The following is a 15,202-nucleotide window of genomic DNA, read 5'->3' on the forward strand; positions in this document are numbered from 1 at the left end:
AGGAGACTAAACTGGCATGAAATGGGACGAATTTTTTGTAACCGGTGAGCCGATGATTTACGGAGCAATGGTCAGTATCGTGCTCGTATCCATCGCCATCCTCGTCGGATTGACCTATTTTAAGAAGTGGGGATATCTGTGGCGCGAATGGTTGACCACCGTTGACCATAAACGTATTGGCGTCATGTATATTTTATCCGCTCTGATCATGCTGTTCCGCGGCGGCGTTGACGCCCTGTTGATGCGTACGCAGCTTGCGGTTCCGGAATCCGGATTCCTGGACTCCCAGCATTACAACGAAATTTTCACAACGCACGGGGTCATTATGATCCTGTTCATGGCGATGCCTTTCGTCATCGGACTTATGAACGTAGTCGTACCGCTGCAAATCGGCGCGCGCGACGTTGCTTTTCCAAGACTGAATGCTGTCAGCTTCTGGCTCTTCTTCGCTGGAGCCATGCTGTTCAACATCTCGTTTGTCATCGGGGGATCGCCGGATGCCGGCTGGTCCGCATACTTCCCGCTAGCAAGCCTTGAATTCAGCCCGACCGTAGGTAACAACTTCTACTCGCTTGCACTGCAAATTTCCGGTATCGGTACATTGATGACTGGCGTTAACTTCATCGTGACGATCCTGAAAATGCGTGCACCGGGCATGAAACTGATGCGTATGCCGATGTTCACCTGGTCTGTTCTGATTACGAACGTTATCATCCTGTTCGCGTTCCCGGTTCTGACCGTAGCGCTTGCCTTGATGATGTTCGACCGGATCTTCGGCAGCCAATTCTTCACCATGGCAAACGGTGGTATGGATATGCTCTGGGCCAACTTGTTCTGGGTATGGGGCCATCCTGAAGTATATATCGTTATTTTGCCGGCCTTCGGTATATTCAGTGATATTATTTCAACCTTCTCGAAAAAGAATTTGTACGGATACAAATCGATGGTGTTCAGTATGGTCATCATCTCGCTCCTGTCCTTCCTCGTATGGGCGCATCACTTCTATACGATGGGTGCCGGAGCTATGGTCAACGGCTTCTTCTCGATTACGACCATGCTTATTGCCGTTCCGACCGGGGTTAAAATATTCAACTGGCTGTTTACGCTAAGGAAAGGCAAGATTTCCTTCACCTCTCCGATGCTGTACGCCATGGCCTTTATTCCGATCTTTACTTTCGGCGGCGTTACGGGCGTTATGCTTGCGATGGCCAGTGCCGATTACCAGTACCACAATACGATGTTCCTGGTTGCCCACTTCCACTATGTACTGATTCCGGGTACGGTGTTCGGGGTGCTTGCAGGACTTCACTACTGGTTCCCTAAACTCTTTGGCTTCCGGCTTAACGAAGCCCGTGCCAAATTAGCCTTCTGGCTGATCGTCGTCGGCTTCAACGTAGCGTTCATGCCGCTGTTCTTCCTTGGATTGCAAGGGATGACGCGCCGGATGTACACCTATTCGGCCGACACCGGCTTTGGTCCGCTGAACTTGATTGCAACGATTGGCGCGTTCGTACTCGCTGTCGGTTTCGTGGTTCTGTGCTACAACTTCTACTACAGCTTCCGTCACAGCCCACGCGATGAGAACGGGGATCCATGGGATGCACGTACGCTCGAGTGGAGTACGCCAAGCCCGGTTCCGGTTTACAACTTTGCCAAAGTACCTCAAGTTGAATCGCAAGATGCTTTCTGGCATTCCAAAAAGCATAACGTACCTCTTTACAAAGAGGGTCCTTATGAAGAGATTCATATGCCTAATAACAGCGGCCAGCCATTTATTCTTGGCGTAATTATGTTCCTTGCCGGCTTCTTCCTGGTCTTCAGCTGGTTCATTCCTGCGATCATCGCAGGCGTAGGTGTGGTGATCATGCTGGCGGTTCGTTCCTTCGAACGCGATCATGGATATCACATTTCGGCGAAGGAAATTGCTGCTACCGAACAGAAACTGCGGGGTGATTCCGTATGAAAATAAATGATGCACTGCCGCTGGAATACAGAACGGAAGAGAACAGCAATAAAATCTTCGGCTTCTGGCTTTTCCTCGGCGCTGAAATTGTCCTGTTCTCAACGCTGTTCGCGGTATACCTGACTCTATGGAACCGCACGGGCAGCGGCCCGACCGGTAACGATCTCTTTGAGATCAACGGTGTCATCTGGGAAACGATTCTTCTCTTGACCAGCAGCTTCACCTGCGGCCTTGGCATCCATGCCATGCGCCTCGGGATGAAGAAGCCGATGATGATCTTTTTCGGCATCACGCTGCTCCTGGGACTCGGCTTCCTCGGCATCGAGATTACCGAATTCGTGAATTATGTTCATGAAGGTGCCACGCTGCAAACCAGCGCCTTCCTGTCCAGCTTGTTCGTCCTCCTCGGCACTCACGGTCTTCACGTGACCATGGGCTTCCTGTGGGGGGCTGGTATCCTGATTCAAATCAAACGTCAAGGCTTTACGGATGAAACAGCCAACAAGTCGTTTATCTTCTCGCTGTACTGGCACTTTCTTGATGTGGTCTGGATCTTCATCTTCAGCTTTGTCTACCTGAAAGGATTGATGTAATATGGCACGATTATTCCCGATACGTCACGTGATGGGATATATCTTCTCGCTGGTCCTTTCATTCGTGGCACTGGGTGTTATTTACTGGGACCTGACGTTTACCGCCGCGATGGTCATTCTGATCATCTGTGCAGCGATTCAAGCATCCTTGCAGCTGGTGCTGTTCATGCACATCGGCGAAACTTCCTCGAAGAAGTCGCTGTATCTCAACGTCGCATACGCCGTGTTCGTCGGCCTCGTTACGGTCTTCGGTACGCTGTTTACGATGATTTGGGGATTTAGATAAGGTTAGAAAAACAGAGAAAAGAAAGAAGCTGTCCCGAATGGGGCAGCTTCTTTTATGTTATAAGCTACTGTATCTGGCCTTTCGAAGAACTTATTTTCAAAAATACGATCACTCTTCTGCGATACAGCGCTACGCGGCCAGTCGCAGTTCCAATCGCGTCGCGCGGCTTTCCAGTGAAATCTCTTCATCCGAGCTTACTCCCCGTTCTCCTCTATATACTCTGCCAGTCGGCGGTAAATGCCCACGATCTCGTCCATCGGCATCCGTACCAGGCCGCTGGATGACGGCGCCACAAATTCGTGAATTTCCGGGATGACCGGGTTCGGTTGAAAACCCCAGTCCACCTTGGATTTTTTGCTGTACTCGGTATAGACGCCCTTGCCCACGAAGCAGGCGACCTTCGGCCGGTATTGCTGCAGCTTCGCATGCAGAATCTTCCTTCCCTCCGCATACTCGCTGCGGTCGATATCGTCGATGCCTCGCGTCGGGCGGGCGACGATATTGGTAAAGCCGTACCCGAGCTTCAGCAGGTTCTGGTCCTCGGATGCGTCATACTGCCGCGGGGTGAGTCCCGCCCGGTATAGGATCCGATAAAAGTTGTTGCGCGGATTCGCGTAATGATGACCGGTTTCTCCGGACACCAGGCTTGGATTAAAGCCGATAAACAAAACAGAAAGCCCCTGATCGAGATGATCCGGTATTTCCGGCATGATGCCACCTCCTATGATTTGGCTTGCAGCGGACCGAAAGACTTGCTTGGTCAGCTTGCCAATGCCTTTCAGCCAAGAATCGAAGCCTCATTAGATTCATGTGATATGGGGTTCATGTGTTCATGGTTTGTGTAGTCGCCGTATATTCAGTTACCCGAGACCTGTGCATACGAACCGCCCCCGTTACCAGCCATAACAAAAGGACTCTCGCCCGAGAGTCCTTCTAATAGAAACTGCACCCGCATTCTAGTACAGCTTGTCCGATGTGGCCTTCGCCGTGATTTCTCTGTATTTGATCGCCTCGCTCTTCAATTGGAGGGAAACGGCCACATTCAGAATATCGATAATAGCAAGCTGGGACATTTTAGCCGCAAGCGAGCTTCCCTGCAGCGGGTTCTCCCTGCCGACCATGATCAAAACGATATCCGCCACCTTGGTGATCGGCGAACGCGCATTGCTCGTAATGGCAATGATGCGGGCCCCGGCTTTTTTGGCAACACTCAGGTTGTCGATCGTGTCCTTCGTGCTTCCCGAGATGGAAAGCCCCACAGCCACATCGCCTTTATTCATAAGGGATGCCTGCATCGCCTGGAAGTGGGTATCCATATTCGCAATGCTGTTTTTCCCGATCCTCGCAAAGCTGTGCGCTCCCTGCGTAGCCGTCAACCCCGAGGAACCGACGCCGAAAAATTGGATGCTCGCGGCTTCCGTCAGCGCCTGGATCGCCTGGTTCAGCTGGTCCTCATTCACCAGTTCCCGGGTCTGCTCCAGCGTTCTCAGATGCGTACCGATAACCTTATGGCTCAGCGTCAGCGGATCATCATCCTCCGCGATTTCCTCATGAATGTGATCCGTCGGTTTGACCAGATCCTGCGCCAGGGAGAGCTTGAAATCCTGAAAGCCCTGAAACTTCATTTTGCGGCAAAAACGCAGCACCGTCGTCTCTCCGACGTCGGCCTTCTCCGCCAGCTCCGTGACCGAATCATAGATCAAATCCTGCGCGTTCTCGAGAATATACTGCGCGACCTTCTGCTCGGTCTTGGTCAGTCCGTTAAAATGGCTCCGGATGCTGAGCAGCGTCTTTCCCATCTCCTGCATGCTTGGCAAGCGTTTCGTCCCCTTCCCGTTTCACTTCAACGTTTCGAATATATATGCTTATCTGTAATTTTATCTAGGAGATTCATTCCATCGCATTGCAATATGAAGGTTAATTCCGCCTGTTAGATAATTCTATTGTATCGGCTTCCGAAAAGCTTTGCAAGCAGCCGCATGCAAGGGGTAATCCGGTACGGGAAGCCGTGTTTACCGGCTTTTCCCACCCCCGATATCAAAAGAACCCGCCTGTGGATGATCCACGGCAGGTTCCCTTTTTCCAAGAGCCTTCGGTTACTTCGCTTCGATTTTCTTCTCAACGCACCACTTAATGACCATCAGGAATATGGCGCAGAGCAGCAGCTCGAATACGAAGGAGCCTATCGCATTCAAGCCCATTCCGGCTGAAACCGTATCATGCGTCAGTACGCCGTTCTTCACTTGGAAGGATACCAGATTTGAGAACTCCGAAGAGCTCGTGCCGAACAGCAGATTCTCCACCCAGTCAATCACGATGGACAGAACGATGAACAGGAGCAATCCGACCCAAAGCACGCCCTTTCTTGTCAGACTGCGGGCCAGCGCAATAACCATATAAAACATGATAAAACCATAGACCGTCACCAAAGCTGCTTCCACTACGATGCCTGCCCAGATATAAGCGGGAAAGTGAAAAGCATCGCCCAAAGCGAAAGTATCGAAATTACGGATAAAATACAATGCGGCCCCGCCCGCTATCAGCATTAAAGCCAGCGTATTGAGGACGCCATAAATCAGGGAAGACCACACGTACGAAAGCGTGCTTACCGGCAGCAGCCGGCGGCTCACAGATTTGATATTGTAGTCGAACACCCGCAGATTGTTGATGGTGAAGATGACCGCAGCCGCGAAATTGAAGAGAACCGCGAGTACAATCTTAACCTCAAACCCTAAAGGAGACCAAATCAGTATCAACTCAGCCAGAATCAGCATGACCGCCACAGCCAGCAGCAGACTCATCGTCCGCCGCAAATCATATTTGAGCAGCTTGATCATTCGCCGAACACCTCTTTGAACATATCGTCGACGCTCCTTCCATGCTTGATGCGAATACTCTCCACCTCTTCATGCAGCGCGATGCTACCGCCTTTTAAGAACATGACCTCGTCAAAAATGCGCTCCATATCTGTGACTAAGTGCGTGCAGACGATCAGGCTGCTGTCCTCCCTGTAGAAGCGCACGATCGCATCCAGAATTTTATCGCGGGCAACCGGGTCCACGCCGCCGATCGGCTCATCCAGCAGATACAGATTCACGTTCCTGGAGAGAGCCAGCGTGAGCTGCAGCCTTTCGTTCATCCCCTTGGACAGGACGCCGACGCTGCTCTTCTCGTCAAGGTTCATGAAACCGAGCATTTCGCGTGCTTTGTCCATGTCGAAATCGGCATAAAAATCCTTATAAAAAGCAATCGCATCCCTTACCTTCATCCAGCTTTCCGTAAGCGGACGGTCCGGCATATAGGAAATCAGGCCTTTCGTCTCCCTGCCGATCGCCTTTCCGAGCACCGAAGCCTCGCCGGCTGAGGCAGGGGTAAGGCCGGCAATGATCTGCATCAGCGTGCTTTTCCCGCTTCCGTTCGAGCCGAGAAGGCCGATGATTTTGCCTGTACCGATCTCAAAGCTGACGTTATCAAGCGCCTTCCGGGAGCCGTACGCCTTGGATACGCCGCTAACCTTCAGCAATGTGTCCATCCGGTTGCTCCTCCTTCCGGTTCGCCCCGGCCACCGCTTCCTTCACGATGGTGACGATATCCTGGCTTTTGAAGCCCAGCTCCTGCATGCCGTGGATAAACTGATGAATCAGATCGCCTGCCATTTCCTTTTTGATCGCCATAATTTTGGATTCCTCACTTGTCACATATCTCCCAAGTCCGCGTCTCGTTTCGACCACTTCCTCGCGCTCCAATTCCTGAAACGTCCGCTGAATGGTGTTGGGGTTAATCTGCATATCCGCCGCAAGCTCTCTCACAGAAGGGATCTTATCGCCAGGCTGCAGCAGACCGGATACGATCTGCCGCTTGATATGGTTCATGATTTGGAGATAGATCGGCAAATTGTTGTCAAATTCGATGCTCAAATGGATAGACTCCTTTCGCCGTCAGCTTTTCGCCTCCTGGCTGCATCAGGCAATATCACGTCTTTTAAACGTAACAAAGCTCGCTCCAAGAAACAAGACAATATACACCGCCAGGATCACGATCGAAAAGGGGAGCGTCATGCCCGGCAGCGGCGGATGTCCGCCCTGGGCGTAAACCGACAAATCTGTGTTCGGAAACAGCACAAATTTGTAAAAGCTTTTGGGAATCGTGATGCCGCTGAGGAAGACAGCAGCCATGCCTACGCCCATCGCTGCTCCCATAGAGCGGGTCAGCACCCCCATCATAAAGCCCAAGGTCATAAACACAATACTATAAACAAGCGAGCTGCCGCCTGCAATCAGAATGTCCTTCCACGCTCCTTCCGGAATCTCCGAGCTGAACCACAGAGCCCCTGCCGCGAAGCTGATGACGTTCAGCCATACGATCAGCGACAAGGTAAAGAGCAGCGCCGCCGCATACTTCGATGCCAGGACTTTAACCCGGCTCTGCCCGCGGATAAGCAAGAATTTAATCGTTCCCTGCCCATGCTCGCTCGACACGATGCCTGCCGTGAAAATGATGGCCAGCATGGCCGCGAACTGGCCGAAGCCGCTGGTTCCGGACATCATTGTCGTATAATCCCACGCCGACACAGCCCCGCCTCCCCAGCGTTTGAACACCCAGGCTACCAGAACCGCCACAACGGCAATGATCGCGTAAGGAATGAAAAAGCTGCGTTTCTTGGACATTTTCAGCCATTCGTTAACTACGAGGTTATAAAAACTATGCAATGCGGTTTCCTCCCGTCCATTTCAAGAATTCGTCTTCGAGCGATTGTTTCAGCTCCGTGATTTGATAGATCGGAACCTGTGCGGCGCCGAGCGCGGTCACGATATCCGGAATGTCCTTGTAACGCATTGCGATAAGGACCTCGCCCTGTTCCTCGGATACCTGCAGAACTTCAACCTTTTCTTGTCCCTCCAGCACCTTTCTTGCTTCATCCAATCGGTCGACGCGGAACATCACGCGCACGAAGTTCTTCTCATCACGATCGGCTGCACGGTTCTCGCCGATGGCACGCACCGTAACCAGCTTGCCCTCCTGAATCACCACGACCCGGCTGCACAGCTGCTCCATTTCCAGAAGGAGATGGCTCGATACGAGAATGGAGATCCCCTCCTCGCGGGCAATCGTTTTGAGGTAATCGCGCATTTCGCGGATGCCGGCGGGATCGAGGCCGTTCGTCGGCTCATCCAGAATGAGTACGGACGGCTCGTGAAGCAGGGCTTGTGCGATTCCCAGACGCTGGCGCATGCCCAGCGAGTATGCCTTCACCTTTTTCTTCATGGCCTGTTCAAGTCCTACCAGCTTAACGACCTCATCAATCCGGTCATTGCTAATCCAGTCGTTCATCCGTTGGTACTGCTTCAAGTTATCGTATCCTGTCATATAGGGATAAAACTCCGGGTTCTCGATGATCGCCCCGATATGACGGATAGCCTTCTTCCACTCATGACGGATGCTGCTGCCGCGGACGAAGACGTCCCCCTCCGTCATCTGGATGAGTCCGGCAATCATGCGGATGGTGGTCGTCTTTCCGGCGCCGTTTGGCCCGAGCAGCCCGACAACCTCTCCCTCCCGGACATCAAACGAAAGCTGGTCGACGATTGTTTTGCTGCCAATCTTCTTGGAGACGCCCCTCAACGATAAAACTACGGCATCTGCCTCTATATCCATAGGATGGTTCATGCTCACATCTCCTTTGTGTCAGTGTTATAGTAAGATAGTACACTAGAACATTGACTGTGTAAAGCCTATTTTCTATGACGATCCTGCCAAAGAAAAAAACCGCCCTCTTTGGTAGGGACGGTTGTCTGAAGTTCATGTATCAACATACTATCGGGATCTTGATCGGATCTGTAGCCTATTTCGTCCCGGCGGATGAAGCCGCCTGGATATCCTGCTTTGAGGCCTCTCCCGTCGTAAACGACCATTTCTTTTGTTTTTTCCCCGGGCTTCCTTTCATTTCATACGACAGCGAAACATGATATGTATGGTTGCTCCTCAAGACGGACTTCGGATAGAGAAACAGCGTATCCTTGCCGTGAAGCTCCTCGAAATACGGCATTTCTCTTCCGTTTGAGTCCGTTATCCTGGCTTGATGCCATACCATCTCTTTCTGGGTTGTTGCCGATATGATGTACCCAGTAGCCTTGACATGAAACTTGCCGATCGGGTTCGGATTTTCCAGTCCATAAAACCCAAGGCCGACATTCTTCATACTGTCATAGGGATATACTGCGATGCCTCCCTTGATGGGAGCAGGGTCGTACGGTCCGGCCATATCCAGCACGGCCGTTCCCTTCGCCAAGCCCATTCCGACCTCCTGGTATCGATGACTGAGGATAATTTCACGATGATATGCCGTGTCGAGCCAGCCCTCTACTGCTTCCTTGATGCTTGCCTGTTCATAATGCATGACCTCCCCGGTCATATACCCATAGGGGCCAGGTAACCAGCCGGACGCCTTCAGGCGGTCGACAACCGTGATTCCCCTGAAGCCCGGCAGCCCTTTAATTTCACGGTGGGCATCCAAAGAGGCTGTTGTCCCGCGGTTTGCATTGTAATATTCCGCATGAAGCTTCGCCGCCTTGGACATATGGGCGTTATGCTTCAGGGACGGCAGGCCAAGCTTCGCTCGAATTCCATTCAGCTGTGCCAGCGCGCTGCTCTGCTCGGGTGTAATGCCCGCATCTGCCGCCGCGTATGCCCGGTCGGTGAGCGCATTGCCGCCTAACAGCCCTGCCGCCATGACCGAGGCCAACACCAATCGCCGCGCGCCTGGTCCCAGGCCAATAAGCCGCTTCTTCTTCATCTTTCAATCTCCTCCCACTCTTCCGTTTTCTGGATTTGCCTATGTATATTTTCGACAAAATCCATCTTTTTTCTGAGTTAAACGCAAAAATAACCCCAGTAAGAACCACTGGAGTTATTACATTTTCGCACATGCGAAGCATCAAAAAATCCACGTTACCCAGTAAGAAAGGATGGCGAGCGTAAACAGCAAGGTAACCGGGATTACGACCACGGTCACTTTCAAGTAGTGGGCCCAGCTGATCTTGACGCCGCCCTTTCGCACGATATGCAGCCACATTAACGTCGCGAGCGTGCCTATGGGCAGCAGCAGCGAGCCAATGTCACTGCCGATGACGCTCGCCAGATAAGATATTTTCAGAGTGAGCGGATCCAGGCCCATATGAGTCAGCGTCATCGTACCGACCATCAGCGCCGGGTGGTTGTTGAATATATTCGACAACAGGCTGATCAGACCGCCCATGAAGACGCTGGCATATAACAGGCTGCTCGATATGATCGGCTGGAGCACATGGATCAGCCAATCGGTTAACCCGATGTTGTTCAGACCGTAAATAATGACATACATGCTGAACGCAAAAATCAGGATGTACCAAGGCGTTTTCTTCAGCATGTCGACCGGGGTGATCTTCAGATGGTACCAGCGCCAGCCGAGCAGAAAGGCCGATCCGATCACGGCCATCAAGGACACCGGAAAATGAATGAACGACGCGGCGAACAGGCTGAGCCGGACGCATAGGACGAAGATCAGAATATTTCTCATGAACTTGCCCGGGTTTTCCTCCACCAGCGGGTTCAGCAATGGATGCTGTCCCGGCTGCAAATTCCATTTGGCCGGCGAAGGCAGCTTTTTGGGAAGCGCCCGGTAAAAGAAGAGAAACAGGAGAACCGTCATCAGAAGGAGTCCAAGCGTGGCGGGGATGAACATCATTGCCGTATGCATGTACAAATCCATGTGGACGATCTTGAGTGCGATCAAATTCACAATATTGCTTACGCCGATCGGAGCGCTCGATGCCGTTGCCACCAATGCTCCCGAGATCAGATAGGGTATTTTCTGATGGTTTTTGAGCCCCATATTTTTCAGCATCATGAGCAGGATCGGGGTCGTAATCAGAATGCTGCCGTCGTTATTCACGAATAGCGTCATCAGGAAACAGAAAAGGTTCGTCAGCCAAAACAGGCGGATACCCGAGCCCCTGGCTTTCGCCGTCAACAGATCGGTTGCCCAGCGGAAAAAGCCAAAACTCTCCAGCACGATGGCCATGACAATGGTGGCCATGATGGTTACTGCTGCACCGCTGATCGTTTGTGTGATTTCGCCCAGGTCTGCCAATGACACACTGCCGCTGAGCAGCACCAGGAATGCGCCGATCGTTGCCGGAATCGCTTCATTGACATGGGGACGCCAGAAAATGAAGCCGATCGTTAACAGGAAGGAACAGATCGTAATCAACACCGTTAGATCATGCATGTTAAACCCTCATCTCTAACATTAAAATAGTATTGTTTGCACAACTCTCCTTTGCTTCAAATCATCCGGAATCCGTTATCTACTAAAAATGAAAATCAGAAACCAATTCTTTCTTTCTACCAATTATTCAGCGGCACCCCCCCTATTGCCGGTAAGATCACTTGCGCTTGTGATACTGTATGTATACGTGGATTGAACGAGCTTCGACAGGGTCAACGACATGGATTCTACTAAAATCTGCTATTGTCAATCATCGTCGTTTGGCTCGGGATGTCATCGGCCGCTTTGGTCATCCGTCCCGTAAAAATGCTAGTTTTCTTCCCGTTTAAGAGAATTCTCCAGCTGGCTCCAATAGAAAAGGACCCCAACACCGACTGGAGTCCCTTGGTTGTTCGCTTAAGCCGCTTTAGGCCGTTTTAACCGAGCCACTGCGGCAGATGATCCTTCACGAATGCATCGTCATTCAAATGCGGATAGCTGTCGTACACGCGATCAATTTCCTCCAGCTGACCCGGAGACAGCTCCTCCTGCGGATTCAGGCACCACCGTCCCTCCAGGAGCCCTTGGCGGAACAGCACTTCATGGATGCCCGGTATGCAGCCATGAAATTGATGGGCCGGATCGAAAAAGGCGGCACAGGGGCTTAATACACCCCCTGCACTACCATCCTTCACCCTTTTAACCGTTCTCCATAGTTAATGTACATCCTCAGCAGCGGCTTCCTCCGCCTCGGGTTCCATCTTCTTAGCCTCGATCTGAAGAAGGCGCGGGCCCTCCTTGTGAAGGACGGTAAAAATCCAGTCGTCCGACTGCAGCCGGTCTCCTTCCTTCAGATCGAATCTCTCGGAGAGCATCCAACCGCCCAAGGTGTATACTTCGTCGCCAACCGGGATATGGGTTTTGAGCTTGCGGTTGATATCATGGATCAGCACCTGCGGCTCAAGCAGATAACGGTCATCCCCGGTTTGGGTCATCAATGCCTTCGCCTCCTCAGACACGGCATTCGGGGACGAAGCAGACGGGATGTCGCCAACGATCTCCTCAAGGATATCCTCCATCGTCACGAGCCCCGATGTACCTCCGTACTCATCCAGAAGGACTGCCATAGGGATGCCGGTCTTCTGCATCTGGGTGAGCAGGTCGCGGGCCTGGATCGTTTCGATCATTTGCAGAACCGGCTTGATGAATCCGGTAATCGTCTCCTCCATGCCGCAGTTCTGGCGCACCACCTCGTGCAGCACTTCCTTCATGTGCAGAATGCCCGTCACCTGATCCTTGTCGCCGTTCATCATGACCGGAATATAGTTGAAGGTTTTCCCTTCGATGACGGCCATGACATCCCGGACCTTGGCATCATGGGCGACATAACGGATGGACGTTCTCGGCACCATAATTTCCCGCGCGTCCCGTTCGTCGAAATCAAACACGTTGTTCAGGTAGCGGTACTCCGTCGGCGTGATTTCCCCGCTGCGGTAGCCTTCGGATAAAGCGAAGCGCAGTTCTGCCTCGCTGAGCGCCGCATCCTCCTCCGACATCATTTTGATGCCGAAAAGCCCCGTGATCAGACGCGAAGACCGGCTGAGCACCCAGTTGAACGGATACGTGATTTTATAAAAAACAATGAGCGGCCGGGCAAAGAACAATGCCATCGGCTCGGCGATCTGTATCGCGACAGTCTTCGGTACCAGCTCGCCGACGACGACTTCGAAGTAGGTCAGGATCAAGAAGGCGATGATGAATGAAAGGACGCTTTCGATGGAGGCGGGCACATGCAGCAGCTCGAACAATGGATGCAGCAGCCGCTCGACTGTGGATTCCCCCAGCCAGCCGAGCGCCATGGACGTCAGCGTTGTTCCGAGCTGGCAGGCCGACAGAAATTCGTCCAGCTTGGAAATGATATGCTTGACGGCCTTGGCATTTTTGTTCCCCTCGGCGGCCAGCTGGTTCATTCGCGACAGCCGTACGCGGATGACCGAATATTCGGAAGCGACAAAAAAGGAAGTTAATAAGATGAGCAAAATAACGACGATGATGTTTACAGTTTCCACATGTTATCCTGCTCCCGCTGCTGTCACAGGAACAGGGAGCACCTCCCTTAATCAGAACTGGTAATCGGTAAGCCATGATTCTATGTCACTTATTACCCATTTTTCCGGGAGATGCTCTTCAGCGGTTTTCGTTTCCAACATGATCCGTTCATTGGAGCGGTGCCCCCATGCCAAACAAGGGCACTGCGTATGCAGGCCCTTGTTCCGCTGATGCTCGACTAATTGTACTACTGTTCTTTGGTGCTGATCAGCTGATTGACCTTCAGCATCCCGTCAATCGTGACCAGCCTGTACTCCGATATGAAGCTCTTGTTCTTTACCGAGCCGTCCTGGTAGTTGATCGTATAGTTTTCCGAGGTTGTGGCCTTCAGGCTCCCGTCCGCGTTCCGGCTCAGGTTCACCAGCTCGAAGCTGTTCAGATACTCCGTAATCCCTTTCGTTTCCAAATGGTCGATGTAATTCGCCGACTCCTTGTATGCGGGCCCCGACGGATCGATAAGGGGAGCTACCTGGTCGAAAAGACGCCCGTTCATAGCCTCGACCGATGTGGACAGGTACTCACTCATAAACGATAGTGTGCCGCTGTAATCCAGCCCTGCTGCGCTGGCGGAGACGGCCGCGGCGGCCGACTTCGGTACCCACGCCGCTGTATGGACGCCGGTATCCTTGGATACCGTATCTTTGGTCTGCTGGCCCCCGAAGCCATAGGAGTCCCTTATGGCATCCACGTACCAGCCTTTTTTCGTTCCGTCATATACGAGCGTGATGTTCACGGTACGGCTGTTTTCTTCCAGCGACGGCGTTTCGCCTTCGTAGAAATAATCCTCCAGCATCCGAATATTGGCATCCACCGAGTATTCCCAGCCTTCGTGGTTCCGGGACAGCTTCATCGTGTCCACATCAAAAGCTGCTCCCATATACCTCCCCTGGTAATAAGTTCCGTATTCACGGTCCTCCGCAATGCGCTGCCGCACGCTTTCCTTGAGCGTATCCGTCGCCGCCTCCATTTTTTGCACATCGCCTGAAGTATAGGCCAAGAGCATCTGCTCATTATTTTTGACAGCCTGATCGATGATGCTTTGCTCGAAATTTTCGTCCGAGGCCGCATTGACTTCGATGTAGTCGCTGTCGATCGCAAGCTCCGGCGTTGTTACCGTTCCCCAGGGAAATGCGGTGCGAATCGACATGCTCATCGAACCGTCCGTGGTCACGGGGCCGAATGTGGCCTGCCGGTAGGGATCGATTCCCGTATCTTTGCCGTTGATGATGACGCTTCCCTTCACGCCCTGGGCATCGCCCAGCCCCGTATCGACGGTCACTTCTTCACCGTCCAGCAGCAGCGAGGCACTGTAATCGGCATCCGCATCCAGCAGGGTAATATCCTCGGAATGGACCAGGTCCACCAAATCCGTTTTCAATTTCGCGGCAATCGTATATTTTCCCGGCAGGTAAGGGCCAAACTTCTGTTCATAATCCGGTTTGTCGGCTGTGCCCACAAGCTGGTTGCCGACATACAGCTCCGCGTTCACATAATTCGTCTCCAGCGTAATGAACACCGGTTCCAGCACAAGGCGGTAATGATCGTATACCAAGAACGTTTTCCCCTTCTTCTCCAGGTGAACCCATCCCCTGTACACATCCGCATCCCCGTCTTTGCTGCGGTCCAACGCTTCGGCTTGCCCGTTCAAATCCTGAATCAGCCTTTTACGCTCATCGGGCTCGCTCTCCAGATAATCCCCGAATGCCGCGAGCGTCTTTTCGTTGACGTCAAGCTTCGGATCGGCCGAAACGAGAAGCGACGCCGCTTTCTTCATATCTTTATGATTCAGGGCCGTCTCAAGCTTACCGATCAGGCGTTCCTTGCTCGTGAAATGCTCCCCCATCTTATAGGCCGCCGTACAGAGAATGATGAACACGATCACGGACAACAGCCATATTTTTGATCTTCCGGACATTCGAACGGGCGCTCCAGAAGGGGGTGCAGGCTCCGCCCCCGGGCTGACGGCGACAATCGGATCCTGAACCCGGCCCCCGCATTCTCTGCAA

14 protein-coding genes and 1 pseudogene are annotated in these 15,202 nt (G+C 52.5%); 3 read left to right on the top strand and 12 right to left on the bottom strand.

Annotated elements, in window-relative coordinates; genetic code table 11:
- The first annotated feature begins 16 nt into the window (after positions 1-16).
- Genes qoxB through qoxD form a run of 3 tightly spaced genes read left to right on the top strand, consistent with a single transcriptional unit; the run spans position 17 to position 2,842 of the window.
- On the top strand, positions 17-1,963 hold the full coding sequence (gene qoxB, locus ACTHPM_RS22745; RefSeq protein WP_440397740.1) for a cytochrome aa3 quinol oxidase subunit I: 1,947 nt from the start codon (positions 17-19) through the stop codon (positions 1,961-1,963).
- Positions 1,960-2,556, top strand: a complete 597-nt coding sequence (gene qoxC, locus ACTHPM_RS22750) for a cytochrome aa3 quinol oxidase subunit III (RefSeq protein WP_440397741.1) — start codon at positions 1,960-1,962, stop codon at positions 2,554-2,556. The genes qoxB and qoxC overlap by 4 nt, the downstream gene beginning before the upstream one ends.
- 1 nt (position 2,557) lies before the next feature.
- Positions 2,558-2,842: a cytochrome aa3 quinol oxidase subunit IV gene (gene qoxD, locus ACTHPM_RS22755; protein WP_440397742.1), complete on the top strand. Its 285-nt coding sequence runs from the start codon at positions 2,558-2,560 to the stop codon at positions 2,840-2,842.
- 194 nt (positions 2,843-3,036) lie between these two features.
- On the opposite strand, the gene ACTHPM_RS22760 is transcribed toward qoxD, so the two are convergent.
- From ACTHPM_RS22760 to ACTHPM_RS22815, 12 genes and pseudogenes are all read right to left on the bottom strand, one after another.
- On the bottom strand, positions 3,037-3,552 hold the full coding sequence (locus ACTHPM_RS22760) for a mismatch-specific DNA-glycosylase (protein ID WP_440397743.1): 516 nt from the start codon (positions 3,550-3,552) through the stop codon (positions 3,037-3,039).
- Positions 3,553-3,798: 246 nt separating this feature from the next.
- On the bottom strand, positions 3,799-4,650 hold the full coding sequence (locus ACTHPM_RS22765; protein WP_440397744.1) for a MurR/RpiR family transcriptional regulator: 852 nt from the start codon (positions 4,648-4,650) through the stop codon (positions 3,799-3,801).
- A gap of 288 nt (positions 4,651-4,938) precedes the next feature.
- Complete coding sequence (locus ACTHPM_RS22770; RefSeq protein WP_440397745.1) at positions 4,939-5,679, bottom strand: hypothetical protein; 741 nt, start codon at positions 5,677-5,679, stop codon at positions 4,939-4,941.
- Positions 5,676-6,374: an ABC transporter ATP-binding protein gene (locus ACTHPM_RS22775; RefSeq protein ID WP_440397746.1), complete on the bottom strand. Its 699-nt coding sequence runs from the start codon at positions 6,372-6,374 to the stop codon at positions 5,676-5,678. The genes ACTHPM_RS22770 and ACTHPM_RS22775 overlap by 4 nt, the downstream gene beginning before the upstream one ends.
- Positions 6,352-6,759 carry a GntR family transcriptional regulator gene (locus tag ACTHPM_RS22780; RefSeq protein ID WP_440397747.1) on the bottom strand — a complete coding sequence of 136 codons (408 nt, stop codon included), beginning with the start codon at positions 6,757-6,759 and terminating at the stop codon, positions 6,352-6,354. Before ACTHPM_RS22780 ends, ACTHPM_RS22775 begins: the two co-directional genes overlap by 23 nt.
- Before the next feature lie 45 nt (positions 6,760-6,804).
- Positions 6,805-7,551 carry an ABC transporter permease gene (locus ACTHPM_RS22785; protein WP_440397748.1) on the bottom strand — a complete coding sequence of 249 codons (747 nt, stop codon included), beginning with the start codon at positions 7,549-7,551 and terminating at the stop codon, positions 6,805-6,807.
- Positions 7,544-8,509, bottom strand: a complete 966-nt coding sequence (locus tag ACTHPM_RS22790) for an ABC transporter ATP-binding protein (RefSeq protein ID WP_440397749.1) — start codon at positions 8,507-8,509, stop codon at positions 7,544-7,546. The genes ACTHPM_RS22785 and ACTHPM_RS22790 overlap by 8 nt, the downstream gene beginning before the upstream one ends.
- A gap of 175 nt (positions 8,510-8,684) precedes the next feature.
- Positions 8,685-9,635, bottom strand: coding sequence for a CAP domain-containing protein (locus tag ACTHPM_RS22795; RefSeq protein ID WP_440397750.1), 951 nt, complete (start codon positions 9,633-9,635; stop codon positions 8,685-8,687).
- A gap of 141 nt (positions 9,636-9,776) precedes the next feature.
- Positions 9,777-11,108 carry an arsenic transporter gene (locus ACTHPM_RS22800; protein ID WP_440397751.1) on the bottom strand — a complete coding sequence of 444 codons (1,332 nt, stop codon included), beginning with the start codon at positions 11,106-11,108 and terminating at the stop codon, positions 9,777-9,779.
- Between the two features lie 416 nt (positions 11,109-11,524).
- Positions 11,525-11,743, bottom strand: a pseudogene (locus ACTHPM_RS22805) (dihydrodipicolinate synthase family protein); the annotation flags it as partial.
- Positions 11,744-11,803: 60 nt separating this feature from the next.
- On the bottom strand, positions 11,804-13,156 hold the full coding sequence (locus ACTHPM_RS22810; protein ID WP_440397752.1) for a hemolysin family protein: 1,353 nt from the start codon (positions 13,154-13,156) through the stop codon (positions 11,804-11,806).
- A 227-nt stretch (positions 13,157-13,383) separates the two neighbouring features.
- The gene (locus tag ACTHPM_RS22815) at positions 13,384-15,111 is read right to left on the bottom strand and encodes a zinc ribbon domain-containing protein (RefSeq protein ID WP_440397753.1); all 1,728 of its coding nucleotides are present in this window, start codon (positions 15,109-15,111) and stop codon (positions 13,384-13,386) included.
- Positions 15,112-15,202: the final 91 nt, after the last annotated feature.

The sequence above is a fragment of the Paenibacillus sp. SAFN-054 genome (assembly GCF_051966755.1).
Taxonomy (GTDB): Bacteria; Bacillota; Bacilli; order Paenibacillales; family Paenibacillaceae; genus Paenibacillus_AQ.